Origin of the sequence: Rhizobium sp. ZK1 (genome assembly GCF_047782645.1) — a bacterium.
In the GTDB taxonomy this organism is placed as follows: Bacteria; Pseudomonadota; Alphaproteobacteria; order Rhizobiales; family Rhizobiaceae; genus Rhizobium.
This window is the reverse complement of the sequence record NZ_CP180586.1, coordinates 2,674,984-2,695,587: the sequence shown is the minus strand read 5'-3', so window position 1 is coordinate 2,695,587 and position 20,604 is coordinate 2,674,984. Positions and strand designations below refer to the sequence as shown.

Genomic DNA, 20,604 nt, shown 5'->3' with positions numbered 1-20,604 from the left:
GCATCGAACGTGTTGATCCCGGCGGTCGCATGCCGTTTCGTTGTCCCGATTTCCCGGTTTCAATTTCAGGCGGATGAATCATGAGCAGCTATACTCTCGACGATCTCAGACAGGACGTTGCCGACGGGCGCATCGATACGGTGCTCGCCTGCCAGGTGGACATGCAGGGGCGCCTGATGGGCAAGCGTTTCCAGGCGGAATTTTTCCTCGAAAGCGCCTGGAAGGAAACGCACAGCTGCAATTATCTGCAGGCGACCGACATGGAGATGGAAACCGTCTCCGGCTACAAGGCAACAAGCTGGGAAAAGGGTTACGGCGACTATACGATGAAGCCGGACCTTTCGACGCTGCGGCTCATCCCCTGGCTCGAAGGCACGGCGCTCGTACTTTGCGACGTGCTGGACCATCATACGCACGAGGAAGTGGCGCATTCGCCGCGCGCGATCCTGAAGAAGCAGGTCAAGCGGCTGGAGGACATGGGCATGAAGGCCTACATGGCCTCCGAGCTTGAATTCTTCCTCTTCGACCAGAGTTACGAGGCGGCCCAGGCGTCCGGCTACCGCAACCTGAAACTCGCCAGTGTCTATAATGAGGATTACCATATCTTCCAGACAACCAAGGAAGAAGAGGTGATGCGGGCGATCCGCAAGGGCCTGCAGGGCGCCGGCATCCCGGTCGAAAATTCCAAGGGTGAGGCGTCGGCCGGTCAGGAAGAAATTAATGTGCGTTATGCCGATGCGCTCACCATGGCCGACCGGCATGCGATCATCAAGAACGGCTGCAAGGAAATCGCCTGGTCGAAGGGCAAGGCGATCACCTTCCTCGCCAAGTGGCATTACAATGCCGCCGGCAGTTCCTCGCATATCCACCAGTCGCTCTGGAGCCTGGAAGAAAAACCGCTCTTCTTCGATCATGCCGGCCATCATGGTATGACGCCGCTGATGCAGAACTATATTGCCGGGCTGCTCAGCCACGCGAGCGAGATCACTTATTTCCTGGCGCCTTATATTAACTCCTACAAGCGCTTCATGGCCGGCACCTTCGCGCCGACCAAGGCCGTCTGGAGCAAGGATAACCGCACGGCCGGCTATCGCCTCTGCGGCGAGGAAACCAAGGCGATCCGCATCGAATGCCGCGTCGGCGGCTCCGATCTCAATCCTTACCTTGCCTTCGCAGCGCTGCTTGCTGCAGGCATCGACGGCATCGAAAAGAAGCTGGAGCTGGAGGCGCCCTATGTGGGTGACGCCTATTTCGGCAAGGATATCCGCGAAATCCCGCGCACGCTGCGGGCTGCCACCAAGGCCATGACGGAATCGGAGATGCTGCGCACAGCCTTCGGCGACGATGTCATCGACCACTATACCCGCGCTGCCGAATGGGAGCAGGAAGAATACGACCGCCGCATCACGGATTGGGAAGTGGCGCGCGGCTTCGAGAGAGCTTAAGAACATATCCGAAGCGGAAAGTCGCCCGACCGGGTTCTCCTGCGGAGGATCAATCGAGGCGTCTTTCCCTGCGGCTCAGAAGAAAACAGGATTCAGATCATGACAATGATCCAATGCATTTCGCCGGTTGACGGCTCCGTTTATGCGGAGCGTCCGGCGCTTTCGCTCGAAGCGGCAAAGGAAGCCGTCGCGCGTGCCCGCAAGGCGCAGAAGGCCTGGGCCAGGCGCCCGCTCGAAGATCGCGTCCAGCTTGTGCTGAAGGGTGTCGCCCGTCTCAACGAGATGTCCGATGTCGTCGTGCCGGAACTTGCCTGGCAGATGGGCCGGCCGATCAAGTATGGCGGCGAATATCGCGGCTTCAACGAACGCTCCAACTATGTCGCCTCGATCGCTGCGGACGCTCTCGCGCCGCTCGTCGTCGAAGAGAGCGACAAGTTCGAGCGCCGCATCGAGCGCGAAGCGCATGGCGTCGTCTTCGTCATCGCTCCCTGGAACTATCCTTACATGACGGCGATCAACACGATCGCGCCTGCGCTGATGGCGGGCAATACCGTCGTGCTGAAGCACGCCTCGCAGACGCTGCTCGTCGGCGAGCGGCTGGTGCAGGCCTTTGTCGAGGCCGGTGTGCCCGAGGATGTGTTCCAGAATGTCTTTCTCGATCACGAGACGACTTCGGCGCTGATTGCGGCCGGCAGCTTCAACTTCATCAATTTCACTGGCTCGGTCGAAGGAGGCCGCTCGATGGAGCGGGCTGCGGCCGGCACTTTCACTGGGCTCGGCCTCGAGCTCGGCGGCAAGGATCCGGGCTATGTGATGGAGGATGCCGATCTCGATGCCGCCGTCGATACGTTGATGGATGGCGCCACCTATAATTCCGGCCAGTGCTGCTGCGGCATTGAGCGCATCTATGTGCATGAATCGCTCTATGACGCCTTCGTCGAGAAGTCGGTCGCCTGGGTTTCGAACTACAAGCTCGGCAATCCGCTCGATCCGGAGACAACGCTTGGTCCGATGGCCCACAAGCGCTTCGCCAGGGTGGTACGCGAGCAGATCGCGGACGCGGTCGCCAAGGGCGCCAAGGCGCTCGTCGATCCCAAGCTTTTTCCGGCCGATGACGGGGGTGCCTATCTCGCTCCGCAGATTCTCGTCAACGTCGATCATTCCATGGCTTTCATGCGCGAAGAAACCTTCGGCCCGGCCGTCGGCATCATGAAGGTCAAGAGTGACGATGAGGCCCTGGCGCTGATGAACGACAGCCAATACGGGCTCACCGCCTCTCTGTGGACAAAGGACGCCGAGCGGGCAGGGCGGCTCGGCCGCGACATCGAAACCGGCACCGTCTTCATGAACCGCGCCGATTATCTCGATCCGGCTCTGTGCTGGACCGGTGTCAAGGAAACCGGCCGCGGCGGCTCGCTGTCGATCATCGGCTTCCACAACCTGACGCGCCCGAAATCCTACCACCTGAAGAAAGTTACAGCATGAGCAGCGCCAACATCACCGCCAACTGGAGCTATCCGACATCAGTCAAGCTCGGCCGCGGCCGCATCAAGGAACTGGCAGACGCCTGCAAGAGCCTCGGCATGAAGAAGCCGCTGCTCATCACCGACCGCGGCCTCGCCGCGATGGCGATCACCAAGAACGCTCTCGACATTCTCGAAGATGCCGGCCTCGGCCGAGCGATCTTCGCCGATGTCGATCCGAACCCGAACGAAAAGAACCTCGAAGCCGGAATCAAGGCCTTCCGCGATGGCGGCCATGATGGTGTCGTCGCCTTCGGCGGCGGTTCGGGCCTCGATCTCGGCAAGTGCGTGGCTTTCATGGTCGGCCAGACGCGCCCGGTCTGGGATTTCGAGGATATCGGAGACTGGTGGACACGCGCGAGCATCGAAGGCATTGCCCCGATCGTTGCCGTGCCGACGACGGCCGGCACCGGCTCGGAAGTCGGTCGCGCCAGCGTCATCACCAACTCCGCGACGCATGTGAAGAAGATCATCTTCCACCCGAAGTTCCTGCCGGGCGTCGTGATCGCCGATCCGGAACTGACGGTCGGCATGCCGAAGATCATCACTGCCGGCACCGGCATGGATGCCTTCGCCCATTGCCTGGAGGCTTACTCTTCACCGTTCTACCATCCGATGTCGGCCGGCATCGCGCTGGAAGGCATGCGGCTCGTCAAGGAATTCCTGCCGCGCGCCTATAAGGAAGGCACGGATCTGGAAGCGCGCGCTAACATGATGTCGGCAGCCGCCATGGGCGCTGTCGCCTTCCAGAAGGGGCTTGGCGCCATCCATGCGCTCTCGCACCCGATCGGCGCGGTCTACAATACCCATCACGGCATGACCAATGCCGTCGTGATGCCCGCGGTGCTGCGCTTCAACCGCTCGGCCATCGAAGAGAAGGTTGCGCGCGCGGCTGCCTATCTCGGCATATCCGGCGGTTTCGACGGCTTCTACGACTACGTGCTGAAGCTGCGCTCCGAACTCGGCGTTCCCGAAAATCTCACCGCGATGGGAATCACCCCCGACCGGATCGATGAACTGTCCGCAATGGCGATCGAAGATCCGAGCGCCGGCGGTAATCCGGTTGCATTGACGCTCGAAAATACGAAGACCCTGTTTAGGGATTGCTTCTGAACAGATAAAGGCGGACCTCTAAACTGGCCCGGAGAACCTTGGTTTTCCGGGCTTTTTTGTTGTTTTTCGCGCTTCAGGCCATCCTGATTTTTGATGATGCGAAAAATGCGGACCGCAATTTCGGCGGGCGTGTTTAGAGTTTGTTAACCACGATTGGAAAGGATGGGTTAACCGCACGATGCTCCGACTGTGCGATTAACAACGAGCGATGCCGGCTCGCGCCATTTCCCTTCGAGGACTTAAGAATATGCCAGTCATCACATTCGCAAATACCAAGGGCGGCGCCGGCAAGACCACGGCCGTGTTGCTGCTTGCCACCGAGCTGGCCCGTCAGGGCTACCGTGTCACCATCCTCGATGCCGACCCGCAGCACTGGATTTCGCGCTGGCACGAAATCTCCGGCCATGTGCCCAACATCAGCGTCATCGATTTCGTGACGACTGCCTCGCTGCCGCAGCACATCAGCGAAAACAAGCACAATACCGATTATTTCATCATCGATCTGCCGGGTGCGCGCAATCCGCTGCTGGCAACGGCCGTCGGTCTCTCCGACCACGTGCTGATCCCGATCCAGGGCTGCGCCATGGATGCCCGCGGCGGTGCCCAGGTTCTCGAGCTGCTCCAGTATCTGGAGGAGAAGGCAGGCATCAAGATCGACCATTCGGTCGTGCTGACCCGCGTCAACTCCATGGTCACCACCCGCGCACTGCAGCTCGTCAAGGCCCTGTTGAACGAACGCCATGTGTCGGTTCTGGATACGGCCATCATCGAACGCTCGGCCTTTCGCGACATTTTCGATTGCGGCGGCACGCTGCATACGATGGATCCGGCGCGCGTCAGCAATCTCGACAAGGCCCGTGAAAATGCCCTCTGTTTCGCAGAGGAAATCATACGCAAGGTACCGGGACGGCTGCCGGTTGCTGTTCGGCTGGCCAACGCGATGCGAAGCGCCGCCTGATCAGAATATCGGAGCAAGAAATTGGATGCCTCGGCTTCGGCTGGGGCATTTTCTATTTGAAATTACATTTGCTCACTGCTGTAATGATCGACAGGCTGTAAAAATATATTCACGCGCGAAGCAACGCATGAGCATCACCCGGCAAGTCGACGACAAGCTTATCGATTCCATCTACGGGGTCGTTTTTGGTGAAGCACGATGGGATACGTTTCTGACGGAGTTGAACGGGCTGCTGCCGGGGGCCGGAACCAGCCTTTTCTATCATGACGCTGTGCGGGCGGAAGGTTCGTCGCAATTCCACATCAATATGGATCAGGCGTGGATCGACACCTACACACGCTATTACTGCCGGCTGAACCCCTGGATATCGGGCCTGAACAGAACGCCCACCGGGCAGGGAGCAATCGGCGAGGATTTCATATCCTATGCAGAGCTTTCCAGGACCGAGTTCTTCAACGACTTCTGGCATCGGCATGAAGGTCACGGCGCCGTCGGCATGGCGATCCTGCGGGAGGGCGGCCGGTCGTTCAATCTTTCGATCACCACGACCCGTTGGACCGGTCCGGATCAGAGTCGGGCCTGCGCTGCGCTTCTGACGCGGATCGGGCCTCATCTGAGGCGCGCCTTCATCGCGGTCGAATCCGGCGGCCGTCAAAAGAACGCTTCGGAGATCAATGGGCGGCTGTTCGATGCCATCGGCGTCGGCGTGCTCCTGTTAAATTCAGAGCGGCGGCTGATCTCCACGTCTGTCTTTGGAGAGGCGGTGCTTGAACAGGGAGCGGGTGTCTGGCTTTCACCGCTCGGAATGCTGCATCTTGCCGACAAGGATGCCGACGACCGTCTCACACTGATGCTCAGGCATGAGGAGGAGGCAGAGCGTCAGCATACGGCTCTGGCCGATGGCCGGAAGATCACCTTGCTCAAGCTTGAGAAGAGCCACCATCCACGCTTCTTCGAACGGCCTGTCGTCGCCATCCTTATCGAGCCGAAACAAGGCTCCATAGGGCTGAGCGATGAGAAACTGCGCAGTGATTTCGGTCTCACGCAGGCTGAAATCAAGGTCGTGAGGGCGCTTGTTTCGGGAGGCTCGGTTTCGGGCCTGGCTGCCGAAACCAGCCGTTCGCGGGAGACGATCCGCTCGCAGGTGCGGTCCGTCTACATGAAGACCGGTGCCAGAAAGCAGGTGGAGCTCCTGCGTCTCATCCAGTTTGGCGAGCGTCCCGCACAGACACCGGGCGAGTAGATTTCCTCAGTCGACGAATTCGACAGTCACGCCGGGCTTGACCATCTTGGCAAGCTCCGTCGCATCCCAGTTCGTCAGCCGGATGCAGCCGTGGCTCTGGGTGCGGCCGATCCTGGAGGGGTCTGGCGTGCCGTGGATGCCGTAGGTCGGCTTGGAAAGCGCCATCCAGACCGTACCAACCGGGCCGTTCGGGCCTGGCGGGATGTCGAGGATCTTGTCGTTTGTGCCCTGCTGGAAATTGATCTTCGGATTGTAGGTGTAGCCAGGATTGAAGGCGACGCGCTCGACCGTGACAATGCCAGAAGGCGAGGGCGTGTCCGTGGAGCCGATCGAGGCGGGGTAGGCGGCAACGAGGTTGCCTGCGTCGTCATAGGCGAAGACCTGCTTGCGACCCTTGTCGGCGAGGATCTTTGCAACAGCGCCCTTCTTGTTCTGGCCGGGATTGACGACCTTGATGACGGTACCTGGAATCGTGAAATCCGCGCCGGGGTTCATTTCCTTCAGGAAATTTTCGTCCATGTGGAAACGTTCGGCAAGCGCTTCGGTGACCGAGGTGTAGGCGAGGGACGGCAGGAGGGCTTTCTGCGAATAGTCTTCGGGGATCTGCGCGACATAGGGACCGGCCGCATCCGCATCCGTGATCGTGTAGCTGACGACCGGCAGGCCACCATTCATGCGCAGCTCTTCGAGGATCGCATCCGTATTGTTTGGATCGAGCTTGGTGCCAGTCATCTGTTCATAGGCGTAGATCGCCTTGGTGACATTGGAGCCCATGTGGCCGTCGATGACACCGGGGGAAACGCCGGAGCGATCCAGAAAGACCTGAAGGGCGACGATTTCGGGCTTGGACTTGCCCTTGAGCGTGATCACAGGTTCCTGCGGCGCCGGGCGCGGCTCGTCGGCCGGCGGAACCTGCTGATCGGGCTCAATTGCTGCATAGTCATCCTGACCCTGCTGGTCGCCGGGGTAGAGCTGATCCTCGAGCGGGCCGCGCTCGATGGCAGCGTCCTGCGGAATGGAACCGGTGACCGGGCCGCGCTCGGAATAGCGCGTATCGCCATGGCGGTTACCGTCGGGATAATAGGGATCGTTGTTGTAGACGTCGTTATAGACTTCTCGATTGGTGCTTGGCGAGTAGTAGCCACGGGCGCGCATTTCCGTAGCGACGATATTGCCGTAGCGGTCGATCAGCACGCGATTGCCACGATAATCGTGGGCATAGACGAAGCCGCGGCCGGGCGGGACGTAATCGAGGATTTCGCCGCTCGGCGTCACCAGCACGATGTCGCTTCTGTTGCGCCCATATTGCTGCGCACCGGCCTGCTGCGGTGTGAAGGCGGCGAGCGCCAAAAGCATGGCCGAAAGGGAAAGGGCCGATTTCATAAAGCGATTCACGTCTCACACCTCGATCAGTGGCTCGGCAGACACACACCTGCGAATTTTGACGCTAGTGTGGAATTTCTTAAGCCGTGCTGAACAAAACATAAAAACAACGGTGTTTTGCGTTTACTCATAAACGCTTGCGCGAAGATGACGTTCCTGTGAAGTCGTCGGTTACGGTACTCCCTGGCCATCTCATCGGTCCCGATTGACGAGGGTGGCCGCACGACCTAACCCTACCGCAACCAAGATTCCCCGGGAGGACAGCCGATGATAGAATTTACCGCCGCAAGCGGGCCGCGCCTGATGCTGGACGAAACATCGGTGCTGGATATCGGCGGCTGCATCGTCGAGGGCGTCGACATCGCGCCCAAGCGGGCCATCCCTGATGATGGCGATCCGCGAATCGATCATTCGCTGGAAGGCTTCCTTTTTACCTGCGGTCCCGATCATATCCGTCACCGCCAGCCAATTCCCGGCACGGACGGCAAGATCTATCCGCTGCACGGTTCGGCCTCCGGCCATCAGGCCAAGGTGCTCTGGACGACGTTCGAGAATGGCAATGCCGAATGCCGCGCCGATATCGATATCATCACGGTGGAGGGGCTGCCGCAGCGCATCGAGCGGCTGTGGCGGATCGACGGGGCCACCGGCGAGGTTTCGCTGGAGGATCGCATCGTCAATAGGAGCAATGAGACCGTGCCGACCTTCCTGATGTATCATATGAACATCGGTGGCAAATGGCTGGACGCGGGAACGCGGCTCGAAGGCCGGATGCTGGAGGGCGGCGGTTTTCCCTGGACTTTCGGCGAGGAGCCAGGCGGAATCTTCTGCGTCGAGGCTCCGGCGACCGAGGAGAGCTTTGCCGAAGTCCGGCTCGGGCCGATCGCGGCGATTGGCGGCAGGACGCTCAGAGTGCGGTTTCGCGCCGATACGCTGCCGCATCTGCAGATCTGGCGGAACCAGAAGGCGCCGGCGCATATCATCGGTATCGAGCCAGTTTCGCACCGCTGGGTGCTGCGCGATGAACTGGAAGCGGCCGGGGAGTTCAACTGGCTGAAGCCTGGTGAAAGCCGCAGCTATGGCCTGCGTTTCGCCGTCGTCTAATGCAGGATGATTGGCTGAAGACGTGTTGACGCTTGACAGCACGCGTCGTAGACCTTCAGCCCACCATTTTCGAGGAGATTGAGACGATGGATATCCGCCAGATCGACGATGAATACTCCGTTTCCGGCCAGATCACAGTTGAGGATCTCGACAAGATCAAGGCCCTCGGCTTCAAGTCCATCGTCTGCCATCGTCCGGACGACGAAAGCCCGGACCAGCCGCCCTTTGCGGTCATCGAAGCCCGTGCCAAGGAGATCGGCCTCGAGATTACCCATGTGCCTGTCGGCCCGATGGGGGTGACCGAGGAAGCCGTGCAGGGCATGGTCGATGCGCTCGACGAATTCGAACGCCCGATGCTCGGCTACTGCCGCTCCGGCGCACGCTCCACGGCGATCTATCAGAAGACGCATCATATCCGCACCTGATCCGGTCCCATCCGGACACAATCCGACGCCGCCTGAACGCGGCGTCTTTCATTTAATGAACAGGAGAACACGATGAGCATCAAGCGTATCGATATCGGCGCCCGCATGAGCGGCGCCGTCATCCACGGCAACACCGTTTATCTCGCAGGCCAGGTCGGCGAAGGCGAGAGCGTCACCGATCAGTGCAAGTCCGCGCTTGGCGAAGTCGACCGTCTGCTGGCTGCCGCCGGCAGCAACAAATCGAAGATCCTGCAGACGATCATCTATCTCTCTGACATCGCCTATTTCGCAGAGATGAACGCCGTCTGGGAAGGCTGGATCGACCCGAAGAACCCGCCGGCCCGTGCCACCAGCGAAGCCAAGCTCGCTGCGCCGAAGTACAAGGTCGAGTTCATCGTTACGGCCGCTCTCGACTAAGAGCGTCCTACAGAGACCAATCAAAGCCGGCGAGGTTGAACTGGATTAGTTCACGGACTCACCGGCTTTTTGTTGCGCGATTTCCGAGAGCGTCCTTGTCGGCGTAATCGCTTCAGGATCGAGCTTGATTTCAATGATCGCCGGCTTGCCGCTGTCGCGCGCGCGTTCGAATGCCGGCGCGAAATCCTCGGTTTTTTCCACCGTCTCGCCATGGCCGCCATAGGCACGGGCAAGGGCTGCAAAATCCGGATTGGTGAGATCCGTGGCGCTGACGCGGCCCGGATATTCGCGTTCCTGATGCCATGCGGATCGTTCCGTAGATGCCGTTGTTGACGACGACCGCGATGATCGGCAGGCCGTAGCGCACGGCAGTGACAAATTCCTGTCCGTGCATCAGGAAGCAGCCGTCGCCGGCAAAGCAGATGATGTCCCTGTCTGGAAAGAGCTGCTTGGCAGCGACAGCAGCCGGCAGGCCATAGCCCATGGAACCTGAGGTTGGGGCGGCCTGTGTGTTGAAGCGGCGGAAGCGGTGGAAGCGATGGACCCAGGTGGCGTAGTTGCCGGCGCCATTGGTGAAGATCGTGTCCGGCCTGGTATTGGCCTCCAGCCATTCCATGATCGGCCCCATATGGACGGCGCCTGGACCCGTGGCCGACGGCTTCGACCAGGCGAGATAGGACTGATGCATGCGTTCGGTCCGCTTCGCCCAGCGCGGCTCGGCCGGCGCTTCCAGATCGGCGAGCGCTTCGACGAAATCGTCGGGGCTGGCGCAGATGGCGAGATCGGGACGATAGACGCGGCCGAGTTCCGACGGGTCCGGAATGGATGTGGATGAGCGACTGGGCCGGGTAGGGAATATCGAGCAGTGTATAGCCCGAGGAGGGCATTTCCGACATGCGGCTGCCGAGCAGGATCACCAGGTCGCTTTCCTTGATCTCTTTCGCCAGCGCAGGATTGATGCCGATGCCGACATCGCCGGCGTAGCACGGATGAAGATGGTCGAACAGCATCTGCCGGCGGAAGGAACAGCCGACCGGCAGGCGGAAGCGCTCGGCAAAGGTCTGGAAATCGGCGACCGCATCAGCATCCCAGCGGGTGCCGCCAAGGATGACTATCGGCCGCTCGGCCTTCAGCAGGCGCAGATAGAGATCGTCGATCTGGCTGCGGCCGGGATGGGCTTCGACGCGCGCGTAGCGCCTTGCTTTCGGGGCCTCGACCTCGTCGCGCAACATATCTTCAGGAAGCGTCAGCACGACCGGACCCGGACGGCCCGATGTGGCGATCGCGAAGGCGCGGGTGACGAATTCCGGGATGCGGGCGGCATCATCGATCTCGCCGACCCATTTGGCGAATTCGGTGAAGGCGCGGCGGAATTCGACCTCCTGGAAAGCTTCGCGCTCGCCGCGCCTCCCGCTGCACCTGGCCGATGAAGAGGATCATCGGGATCGAATCCTGCCTGGCGATGTGCAGGCCGGCGGAGGCATTGGTGGCGCCGGGGCCGCGGGTGACCATGCAGATACCGGGCTCGCCGGTCAGCCGGCCCCAGCAATCTGCCATCATCGCCGCGCCACCTTCCTGACGGCAGACGATGACGTCGATATCGCTGTCATACAGGGCGTCGAGCACCGCAAGGAAGCTCTCTCCCGGCACGCAGGAGAGGCGCTTCACCCCGTTCGCCTTCAGCGCTTCGACGATCAACTGTCCGCCTGTCCTTTTCATGGCCCCTTCCTTCTCATGGTGACGTTTTCCTCTCCCATTCCTCAAGTTCGGCCAGAACTTCGGCATTGTGTTCGCCCAGGCGCGGGCTCGGCCGTTCGTAGCGCAGCGGCGTTTCCGACAGAACCACCGGCGTGCGCACGCCCGGTATCATCGTGCCCGCGGCATCCGGCAGGTCGACGCGCAGGCCACGCGCCTTGATCTGCGGATCGGCAAACATTTCCTCGATCGTATTGATGGCGCCCGCCGGCACGGCATTGTCCTCGCAGGCTTTCAGGAGATCGGCCTTCCGCCATTTCAGCGTTTCAGTCGAGACAAGCCGGCGCACCTCGCCGCGGATGGCGACGCGCGCCTTGTTGGTCGCAAAACGCTCGTCATCGGCGATAGAAAGGGCGAGGATCGTGCAAAGACGGCGAAACTGGCCGTCGTTGCCAATGGCAAGGATGAGATAACCGTCAGCCGTCGGCACGACTTCATAGGGCGAGATGTTGGGATGGGCATTGCCAAGGCGAACCGGGGCGCGGCCGGAGACCAGATAGTTCATATTCTGGTTGGCGAGCACGGCCGATTGCACATCGAGCAGCGCCATGTCGATGAACTGGCCTTCGCCTGATTTCAGCGCATGGATGAGGGCGGCCTCGATGGCCGAGACCGCGTAGATGCCGGTGAAGACATCGGCGATCGCCACACCTGCCTTCATCGGCTGACCATCCGGCTCGCCTGTGATCGACATGAAGCCAGACATGCCCTGGACGATGTAATCGTAGCCGGGAAGATTGGCATAGGGGCCGGGTCTGGCCGAAGCCGGTGATGGAGCAATAGACGAGGCGCGGATTGATCGCCTTCAGGCTCTCGTAATCGAGCCCGTATTTGACGAGACCTCCAAGTTTGAAATTCTCGATCAGCACATCGGCTGTCGCAACGAGGCGGCGCACCAGCGACTGGCCTTCCTCGCTCTTCAGGTCTGCGGTGATGGAGCGCTTGCCGCGATTGGCGGAATGGTAATAGGCAGCCGAGAGGTTTTCTCCGTCCGCGCCTTCAATGAAGGGCGGCCCCCAATGCCTCGTGTCGTCGCCGCCATCGGGATTTTCCACCTTGATGACATCGGCGCCGAGATCGGCCAGCATCTGCCCCGCCCAGGGTCCGGCCAGCACGCGCGCAAGCTCGATGACCCTGATGCCCGCAAGCGGCGGTTTCTTCTTCACGTCTTGCGTCATGTTCCTCCCCAAATTCCTCCCAAACTCCTCTCATGAGCGGCGGATTTCAGGGCGCCCGCGTCACCTCAGATGTATCGGATACGGGTTTGGAAGCAAAGCGCTGCTCGCGCCAGATGATGTAGAGGCCGGACGCGATGACGATGAGGATGCCGAGCCATTTCAACGCGTCAGGGAAATCGGCGAAGACCAGCCAGGCAAAGACGGTGGCCGAGACGATTTCCAGATATTGCAGCGGCGCCAGCGTGGAGGCCGGTGCGGCCCGATAGGCGTAAGCCGCGAGAATGCCGGTTATCGCCGCGGCAATGCCCGTACCCAGCAGGTAGCCGAAAGCGGGAAGATCGGGTATGGCCGTATCGATGATGTCAGAGCCGCTGCCATAGCCGATGAAGAGGATAACGGCGCAGAAGAAAATGCCCAAGAGGCCGGTCTGGAACTGCATGGCCCAGGGATCTTCGCGGTGCGATAGTACCCGTGTCATCAGCGCGAAGACGGCGATGCAGAAGGCGCTGACGACGGGCAGCAGAGCGATATAGCCGACCTGTTCGAAGCTCGGCTGGATGATCAGCAGGGCGCCCAGGAAGCCGACGGCGCAGGCGCTGTAGCGCCGCCAGCCGATCGTTTCCTTCAGGAAAATGCTGCCGAGGATCGTCAGAATGATCGGCTCGACGAAGAAGATGGCGATGGCATCGGCAACTGCCATGACCTTCAGCGTCGTGACGAAGCAGATCATCGAAATAGTGACCATGGCGCCACGGATGGCATGATACCAGCTCTGCTTCAGCGAAAACTGGATTTTCGCGCCGCGCAGGAAGACGAAAGGCAGCATGGTGAGCGACTGGATGACGAAGCGGAAGCCAGCGACTTCGGTGGACGAGATCGTCGCGGTCGCGAGCTTCGAGAAGATGTCGATCAGCGGCGAGATCATCACCGACAAGAACATAAAAAGCAGGCCAAACGTCACCTCGGAGGCGGCGGGATGGCGTATGGAACTCGTGCTCGTCATCTCAGATCCTTTCGCTCGGGACCGCGCGGATCGCCGCGTCGCACCAGCCGGCGAAATCCGCAATTGCCGTTTGCGCGCCGATCTCGTTCAGCGTTTCATGTCGCATGTCCTGATATATCTCCGTCCTGATACGGGAAAAGCCCTGACTTCTTAAACGCTTTGACAGCGAGAGGACGGCTTTTCCATTGATGGTTGCCGGGTCCTGACCGCCGCCGACCAGATGGATCGGCAGGTCTTTCGGCAGCCTCTCGAGCCGCTCCTTCTCGATGCCGCGGAAGGTGAGGGCGAAGATATCGAGCCAGAGCGATACCGAGGGGCCGAAGCCGCAGAGCGGATCGGCGATATAGGCATTGACCTCGGCCGGATCGTGCGACAGCCAGTCGAATTCCGTTCGGTGGTTGGGAATGGATTTGCCCCAGGCGGAAAATGTCAGCCTCGGCAGCATGTCGCTTGGCACATCCGAGCCTTTGAGCATGCGTTCGGCAAGCAGGATCGCCTGCGCAACGCGGCCGGAAAGTCCAACCGCAAAATTCGAATTCCAGACGGCAAGGGCTGCGAAACGGCCGGGGAGATCGGCGGCGGCATTGAGGGCGATCAGGCCGCCCATCGAATGGCCGAGGAGGATGACGGGCAGGCCGGGGTGGCGGGGCGTGGCAAAGTCATGCACGGCGGCGATATCGTTGATGACGCGCTCTATGCCGCCCCGTCTCGCGAAGCGGCCGAGCGGTGCATCGGGCGCGCTTGTCTCGCCGTGGCCGCGATGGTCATGCGCATAGACATGATAACCTCTTGCCGCCATGGCCTCGGCAAGGCGCCGGTAACGGCGGGAATGTTCGGCAAGCCCGTGTGAAATCATCAGGATAGCGTGCGCCTGGCCCTCTGCAGGCTGGTGATGGCACGCAAGCGAAGCCCCGGCATTCTGAAGCCGGCAATGTCTCGGAAAACATGCATTCCTCCCGCGCCCAAAAGACCAGATCGCAGGACAAATGCAATATTGCGGTTCTCCTCATACATGAGAAAGCGCGATTTTGCTGCGATTCAGGGTTGCGCAATTTTCGGCTTCATGCTTGTTTGTTCCTGTATTGTTCTTTGTCGGGGCTATCAATGGGTAAGTTTTTCCTTTCGGTTTCCATTCTCTTCCTTTCGCTGTCGTCAGTCGGACCCGTATCCGCGCAAGAAAGCGGGCGCACGCGTTTCATCCTTGCGGCAAGCTGGCAACCGGCATTCTGCCAGACCAACCAGAAGAAGGCCGAATGCGCCAGCCAGGGCGGCGAGCGTTATGACGCCACCAACTTTTCTCTCCACGGTCTGTGGCCGATGCGGAAGGACTATTGCGGCGTACCCGCCGACCAGAAAGCCGCCGACAAGGACGGCCAGTGGACGAACCTGCCGACAGTGAGCCTTTCGGCCGAGACGAAGAGCGCGCTCGACAAGGCGATGCCCGGCACGCAATCGGGGCTCGAGCGGCATGAGTGGATCAAGCACGGCACTTGCACGAAGATGAGCGCCGACGAATATTTCGCCACCGCCATTCACCTGATGGGCGATCTCAATGCTTCGGCCGTGCGCGATCTCTTCGCCGCCAACGTCGGCAAGACGCTGAAATCCGATGCGATCAAGGCGGCTTTCGACAAGAGCTTTGGGGCCGGTGCCAGCGACCGCGTGAAAATGAGCTGCCGCCGCGTCGGCAATATCAGAGTGATCAGCGAGCTGACGATCGGGCTTTCGCAGGATGCCGTTTCGGCGCAAGCGAAGGAGAAGGGCCTCGGCGGCCTCATCCAAGGGGCAGGGCAGACGTCCTTCGGCTGCGATGAAGGCCTTGTGGATGCCGCCGGCTTCTGATGGAAACATGCCGAAATCCTGACGAAACAGGGTTTCGGCGTTGCCCGCGGGCGTGGTTTCGCCTACATAGCGGCCACGATTTCAAGTTTCCGCCCGGAGCATCCCAGCATGGCACGCCAGTTCATCTATCATATGTCCGGCCTCAACAAGGCCTATGGCAATAAGAAGATCCTCGAGAATATCCATCTTTCCTTTTATCCCGATGCCAAGATCGGTATCCTGGGTCCGAACGGTGCCGGTAAGTCCACCGTGCTGCGCATCATTGCCGGCCAGGACAAGGAATACACCGGGGAAGCCTGGCTCGCCGAAGGCGCGACGGTCGGCTATCTGGAGCAGGAACCGAAACTCGACCCCAGCAAGACGGTGTTCGAGAACGTCATGGAAGGTGTTGCCTCCAAGACGGCGATCGTCGATCGCTACAACGAATTGATGATGAACTATTCCGACGAGACGGCGGAAGAGGGTGCGAAGCTCCAGGATATCATTGACAGCCAGAACCTCTGGGATCTGGAAAGCCAGGTCGAGATGGCGATGGAAGCCCTGCGCTGCCCGCCGCGCGACGCGGATGTCACGACGCTGTCGGGCGGTGAGCGCCGCCGTATCGCGCTCTGCCGCCTGCTTCTGTCGCAGCCGGACCTGCTGCTGCTCGACGAACCGACCAACCATCTTGACGCCGAAACCATCGCCTGGCTCGAAAAGCATCTGCGCGACTATCCGGGCGCCGTAATGATGATCACCCACGATCGCTACTTCCTGGATAACGTCACCGGCTGGATCCTCGAACTCGACCGCGGCCGCGGCATTCCTTACGAAGGCAACTACTCGGCCTACCTGCAGGCGAAGGCCAAGCGCATGCTGCAGGAAAACCGCGAAGAGGCGGGTCGCCAGAAGGCCATCAGCCGCGAACAGGAATGGATCGCCTCCAGCCCGAAGGCCCGTCAGGCCAAGTCCAAGGCGCGTATCAAGTCTTACGAGCAACTGGTCGAGGCCGCCGAGAAACAGCGTCCGGGCGACGCGCAGATCATTATCCCGGTCAGCGAGCGCCTCGGTCAGGTGGTCATCGAGATGGACGGTATCACCAAGGGCTTCGAGGGCCGCACGCTGATCAACGATCTGTCGATCAAGCTGCCGCCGGGCGGCATCGTCGGCATTATCGGCCCGAACGGCGCCGGCAAGACGACGCTGTTCAAGATGATCACCGGCCAGGAAAAGCCCGACAGTGGTTCGATCCGCATCGGCGAGACCGTGCATCTCGGTTATGTCGACCAGAGCCGCGATGCGCTTGATGGCAACAAGACCGTCTGGGAAGAAATCTCCGGCGGCGCCGAAGTCATCAAGCTTGGCAAGTTCGACATGAACTCGCGCGCCTATTGCGGCGCCTTCAACTTCAAGGGCGGCGATCAGCAGCAGAAGGTCGGCAATCTTTCGGGTGGTCAGCGCAACCGCGTTCACCTTGCCAAGATGTTGAAGGCCGGCGGCAACGTTCTGCTGCTCGACGAACCGACCAACGACCTCGATACGGAAACGCTTGGTGCTCTGGAAAGCGCGCTGGAAGCATTTGCCGGCTGCGCCATTATCATCAGCCACGATCGCATGTTCCTCGACCGTCTGGCCACGCATATTCTCGCGTTTGAAGGCGACGGCCATGTCGAGTGGTTCGAAGGCAACTTCGAGGATTATGAACAGGACAAGATCCGCCGTCTTGGCCCCGACGCCCTCAATCCCGGCAGCCAGGCTCACAAGCGTCTGACCCGCTAATCGGTTTTTCGTGCATTTCGAAGCCCCGGTTGGTCCGGGGCTTTTTTAATGTCTGCTGTCGTTATCGATACAGGCAATTTCGCAAATCGGTGAAATGCCGCTTGCCTCCGCTATCCAAATCACATAAAGATATCTTTATATCTTGATTGGGTAGGATATGAGCGAACCCTTAAGGCTTGGACTGGATGCGCTGGTGGACGTCTTGAAGGCGGCCGGCGAACCGACGCGCCTGCGGCTCCTCGCGCTACTGGCGGCGGGGGATCTTACCGTCACAGATCTTACGGAAATTCTCGGTCAATCCCAACCCCGCATCTCCCGGCACCTGAAGCTGCTTGGCGAGGCGGAACTGATCGACCGCTATCAGGAAGGTGCCTGGGCCTACTTCCGCCTGGCGCACGAAGGCAAGGCAGCCGCGCTGGTGCGAGCGCTGCTGAAGCATGTCTCCGAAAACGACCCCGTCGTCCAGCGTGACGGTGAGCGCCTTGCCACCGTCAAGCGGCAGCGCGCCGAGCGGGCACAGGCCTATTTCAGCCGCAACGCCGCCGAATGGGACGAACTTCGCCGTCTGCACGCCGCTGACGAAGAGGTGGATGCAGCCGTCATCAAGCTGCTCGGCGCCAACCCGATCGATTCCCTGCTCGACCTCGGCACCGGCACCGGTCGCATGCTGGAGCTTCTGGCCGGTCGCTATCGCCGTGCAATCGGCGTCGACGCCAGCCGCGACATGCTGAGCGTGGCGCGCGCCAATCTCGACAAGTCGCGGATCACGACGGCTTCGGTGCGCCACGCCGATATCCTGAACCTGCCGTTCGAGGGGCAGGATTTCGATCTGGTAACGATCCATCAGGTGCTGCACTTCTTTGATCGGCCCGATATCGCAATCGCGGAAGCCGCGCGCATGCTGCGGCCGGGCGGGCGCCTCGTCATCATCGATCTCGCGCCGCATAACCTCGAATATCTTCGCGACGAACATGCCCACGTCCGTCTCGGCTTCTCGCATCAGGCCATGTCGGACTGGGTGCGCAAGGCGGGGCTGGATGTCGAGCAGGTCGTCGATCTTCATCCGGGTCAGCAGGGGGAGAAGGGCCTTACGGTCACGATCTGGCTCGCGCGCGACCCGAGGCGCCTTATGGCCTCGCTGGAGAGCGAAGGCGCGGTACTTACATTTGCCGGGAGAGAATAAATGACCCAGAAAAACGACGCCCGCCGCCGCGATATTGCGATCTCCTTCGAGTTCTTCCCGCCGAAGTCCGAGGAGATGGAGGGCCAGCTCTGGAACACCGTCCGCGACCTGCAGGATTGGAACCCGGAATTCGTCTCCGTGACCTACGGTGCCGGTGGCACCACCAAGGCGCCGACGCTCTCCACGGTCACGCGCTTCCTCACCGACACGCCGCTTGCGACCGCCTCGCATCTCACCTGTGTCAGCGCCACGAAGGAAGAGACGCATCAGGTGGTCGACAGTTTCCGCAAGGCGGGTGTTACGCATTTCGTGGCGTTGCGCGGCGATGCGCCGGGTGGCGTCGGTGCGGCCTACCAGCCCCATCCGGGCGGTTATGCCAATGCGGCGGAACTGGTGGCCGGCCTCAAGCAGATCGGTGATTTCGAGATCTCCGTCTCGGCCTATCCGGAAAAGCATCCGGAAAGCCGCGATCAGGCGGCTGATATCGACATGCTGAAGCAGAAGGCCGAGAACGGCGCCAACCGCGCGCTGACGCAGTTCTTCTTCGATAACGACAATTTCGAGCGTTATCTCGAGAAGGTGCGTGCGGCCGGCGTCAAAATCCCTGTCGTGCCTGGTATCATGCCGATCCAGAACCTGACGCAGCTGAAGCGCTTTGCCGGCGCCTGCGGCACGGTCATCCCGACCTTCCTCGACGCGCGTTTTGCCGGATATGACGACAAGCCGGAAGAGCGCGCCAAGGTCGCAGCCGAGGTTGCAGCCGAGCAGATCGAGGATCTTATTCGCCGAGGCCTGCACGAGTTCCATCTTTATACGATGAACCGTGCGCCGCTGGTTTCTGCGGTCCTCGACAATCTCGGCCTCTCGCGCCAGACGGCCAGAAGCGCCGGCGCGGCAGCTTAAACCGATACACACTGTTGCTGCGGGCAAAGGAAAAGCGCATGGCCGGGCGGGGCATGCGCTTTTCAGTTTTCGGGGTTATTTGTTATTCAGGAGTGTAGGTATCTCAGTTTTTGACGCCTCGCATCGGCTCAAATGAAGAGCATGGACACGACGAATGCGAACGCTGCACTGACCAACAGGACATTCAAGGATTGCGTAAGTCCCATGTCTGCCTCCTCGCGCTAACCGGCTCATAATATGTCGGAAATGTGTTGGTTGGGAAGCGCTTCTTGTGCTGCGCTGCCGAAGAGGATAGTGGATAAGTCTAACAGAAATCCTATAAGCCACTGAAATATAATCAGAAAAATCCGCTCTCAAAATTTAACGATCCGTTACAATCCGGTAGTCACGATTCATGCTTTTGGCGGAAGAATGGCGCACTGCAGCATAATCATTTCAGGCTATGGCGTCAGAGCGGCGGTAGATGCGGCCATCCAGTATGACAAGTCCCGCGCCGATCAGCGCCATGCCGGCCATCTCGGTCATCTCCAGACGCTCATCCAGGAACAGGAAGCCAAGCAGGATCGCGCTCGGCGGCACGAGCAGCGTCACCAGAGAGGTGTTGGTCGCGCCCGCCGCGGCCATGATGCGGAAGTAGATGATATAGCCGACGGCGGTGGACAGCAACGCAATCGCCAGAACGGCCGCGATGGCGTTGATTGACGGCATGGCAAGTGCCCAGGGGTGATCCATGACGAGCGACAGCGGCAGGGCCACGAGCGAGGACGCCGTCATTTGGCCGGCAGCGATAACGGGCGGCGCCACGCCCTTGAAGCGCTTGCCGTAGGTGGCCGCAAATCCGTAGCAGCCTGCGGCGATGACGGGTAGGAGGAGCGCCCAGAGGGGCAGGTCGCGACTACTATTGAGACTCGGCCCGATGAGAACGACTGTGCCGAGAAGGCCGGTGAGACAGCCGATGATCTTGGCCGAGGAGAGTTTTTCGTCCGATGTCAGGGAATTGGCGATCAGCACCGTCCAGATCGGCGTTGTGGCGTTGAGGATGGATGCAAGGCCGGCGCCGATGCGCGTCTGGCCGAAGAAGATCAGCGCATGGGGCAGGGCATTGTTGAGGATGCCGAGAATGAGGAATTCGCGCCAGCGGCTCTTCAGCAGCGGATAGATGCCGAAGCGCCCGCCGATGTAGATATGCAGCGCAAGGGCCGCAATGGAGAGGCGCAGGAAGACGAGGGTAAGCGGCGGCACCTCGGCAACGGCGATACGCGCGAAGAAGAAGGAGCCGCCCCAGATCAGACCAAGGAGGGCTAGAAGCCCCCAGGTCAATGCGCTTATTCTCTGTTCCATGCCGATCCTCCATTTGCTGGCAGGCTTAAC

Annotated in this window: 16 protein-coding genes and 3 pseudogenes; 13 read left to right on the top strand and 6 right to left on the bottom strand. The window is 60.6% G+C overall.

The window, feature by feature from the left end:
• Positions 1-80: 80 nt before the first annotated feature.
• From ACK9YZ_RS13920 to ACK9YZ_RS13900, 5 genes are all read left to right on the top strand, one after another.
• Positions 81-1,445, top strand: a complete 1,365-nt coding sequence (locus tag ACK9YZ_RS13920) for a glutamine synthetase family protein (RefSeq protein ID WP_416064215.1) — start codon at positions 81-83, stop codon at positions 1,443-1,445.
• 99 nt (positions 1,446-1,544) lie between these two features.
• Positions 1,545-2,930 (top strand): aldehyde dehydrogenase family protein, encoded by a 1,386-nt coding sequence (locus ACK9YZ_RS13915; RefSeq protein ID WP_216755249.1) that lies wholly within the window; start codon positions 1,545-1,547, stop codon positions 2,928-2,930.
• Positions 2,927-4,081 carry an iron-containing alcohol dehydrogenase gene (locus ACK9YZ_RS13910; RefSeq protein WP_416064214.1) on the top strand — a complete coding sequence of 385 codons (1,155 nt, stop codon included), beginning with the start codon at positions 2,927-2,929 and terminating at the stop codon, positions 4,079-4,081. Before ACK9YZ_RS13915 ends, ACK9YZ_RS13910 begins: the two co-directional genes overlap by 4 nt.
• Before the next feature lie 247 nt (positions 4,082-4,328).
• Positions 4,329-5,039: a ParA family protein gene (locus ACK9YZ_RS13905; RefSeq protein WP_216755247.1), complete on the top strand. Its 711-nt coding sequence runs from the start codon at positions 4,329-4,331 to the stop codon at positions 5,037-5,039.
• Between the two features lie 127 nt (positions 5,040-5,166).
• Entirely contained in the window at positions 5,167-6,282 is a 1,116-nt protein-coding gene (locus tag ACK9YZ_RS13900) for a helix-turn-helix transcriptional regulator (protein WP_416064213.1), read from the top strand.
• Between the two features lie 6 nt (positions 6,283-6,288).
• Here ACK9YZ_RS13900 and ACK9YZ_RS13895 read toward each other — a convergent pair whose 3' ends face one another.
• Entirely contained in the window at positions 6,289-7,677 is a 1,389-nt protein-coding gene (locus ACK9YZ_RS13895) for a L,D-transpeptidase (RefSeq protein ID WP_416064212.1), read from the bottom strand.
• 255 nt (positions 7,678-7,932) lie between these two features.
• On the opposite strand from ACK9YZ_RS13895, the gene ACK9YZ_RS13890 reads away from it, so the two are divergent.
• The 3 genes from ACK9YZ_RS13890 (at position 7,933) to ACK9YZ_RS13880 (ending at position 9,611) form a co-directional block, all read left to right on the top strand.
• Entirely contained in the window at positions 7,933-8,769 is an 837-nt protein-coding gene (locus ACK9YZ_RS13890) for a DUF4432 family protein (protein WP_416064211.1), read from the top strand.
• 86 nt (positions 8,770-8,855) lie between these two features.
• Positions 8,856-9,194, top strand: coding sequence for a TIGR01244 family sulfur transferase (locus ACK9YZ_RS13885; RefSeq protein WP_416064210.1), 339 nt, complete (start codon positions 8,856-8,858; stop codon positions 9,192-9,194).
• A 72-nt stretch (positions 9,195-9,266) separates the two neighbouring features.
• Positions 9,267-9,611, top strand: a complete 345-nt coding sequence (locus ACK9YZ_RS13880; RefSeq protein WP_416064209.1) for a RidA family protein — start codon at positions 9,267-9,269, stop codon at positions 9,609-9,611.
• A gap of 45 nt (positions 9,612-9,656) precedes the next feature.
• On the opposite strand, the pseudogene ACK9YZ_RS13875 reads toward ACK9YZ_RS13880, so the two are convergent.
• Positions 9,657-11,330, bottom strand: a pseudogene (locus tag ACK9YZ_RS13875) (thiamine pyrophosphate-binding protein).
• Positions 11,331-11,343: 13 nt separating this feature from the next.
• A pseudogene (locus ACK9YZ_RS13870) lies at positions 11,344-12,478 on the bottom strand (CaiB/BaiF CoA transferase family protein).
• Between ACK9YZ_RS13870 and ACK9YZ_RS13865 the strand changes: the two are divergent.
• A complete protein-coding gene (locus ACK9YZ_RS13865; protein ID WP_416066834.1) occupies positions 12,386-12,580 on the top strand; it encodes a hypothetical protein in 195 nt (64 codons plus the stop codon). The pseudogene ACK9YZ_RS13870 and the gene ACK9YZ_RS13865 sit on opposite strands and share 93 nt — an antisense overlap.
• 10 nt (positions 12,581-12,590) lie before the next feature.
• On the opposite strand, the gene ACK9YZ_RS13860 is transcribed toward ACK9YZ_RS13865, so the two are convergent.
• Together ACK9YZ_RS13860 and ACK9YZ_RS13855 are read right to left on the bottom strand one after the other, a co-directional pair.
• Positions 12,591-13,547, bottom strand: coding sequence for a DMT family transporter (locus ACK9YZ_RS13860; protein WP_416064208.1), 957 nt, complete (start codon positions 13,545-13,547; stop codon positions 12,591-12,593).
• Position 13,548: 1 nt separating this feature from the next.
• A pseudogene (locus ACK9YZ_RS13855) lies at positions 13,549-14,494 on the bottom strand (alpha/beta fold hydrolase).
• Positions 14,495-14,651: 157 nt separating this feature from the next.
• On the opposite strand from ACK9YZ_RS13855, the gene ACK9YZ_RS13850 reads away from it, so the two are divergent.
• From ACK9YZ_RS13850 to metF, 4 genes are all read left to right on the top strand, one after another.
• Positions 14,652-15,389 (top strand): ribonuclease T2 family protein, encoded by a 738-nt coding sequence (locus ACK9YZ_RS13850; RefSeq protein WP_416064207.1) that lies wholly within the window; start codon positions 14,652-14,654, stop codon positions 15,387-15,389.
• A gap of 108 nt (positions 15,390-15,497) precedes the next feature.
• Positions 15,498-17,147 (top strand): energy-dependent translational throttle protein EttA, encoded by a 1,650-nt coding sequence (gene ettA, locus ACK9YZ_RS13845; RefSeq protein WP_216755237.1) that lies wholly within the window; start codon positions 15,498-15,500, stop codon positions 17,145-17,147.
• A 157-nt stretch (positions 17,148-17,304) separates the two neighbouring features.
• Positions 17,305-18,330: an ArsR/SmtB family transcription factor gene (locus tag ACK9YZ_RS13840; protein WP_416064206.1), complete on the top strand. Its 1,026-nt coding sequence runs from the start codon at positions 17,305-17,307 to the stop codon at positions 18,328-18,330.
• A complete protein-coding gene (gene metF, locus ACK9YZ_RS13835; RefSeq protein WP_216755235.1) occupies positions 18,331-19,233 on the top strand; it encodes a methylenetetrahydrofolate reductase [NAD(P)H] in 903 nt (300 codons plus the stop codon).
• A 435-nt stretch (positions 19,234-19,668) separates the two neighbouring features.
• Here metF and ACK9YZ_RS13830 read toward each other — a convergent pair whose 3' ends face one another.
• Entirely contained in the window at positions 19,669-20,574 is a 906-nt protein-coding gene (locus ACK9YZ_RS13830) for a DMT family transporter (RefSeq protein ID WP_416064205.1), read from the bottom strand.
• Positions 20,575-20,604: the final 30 nt, after the last annotated feature.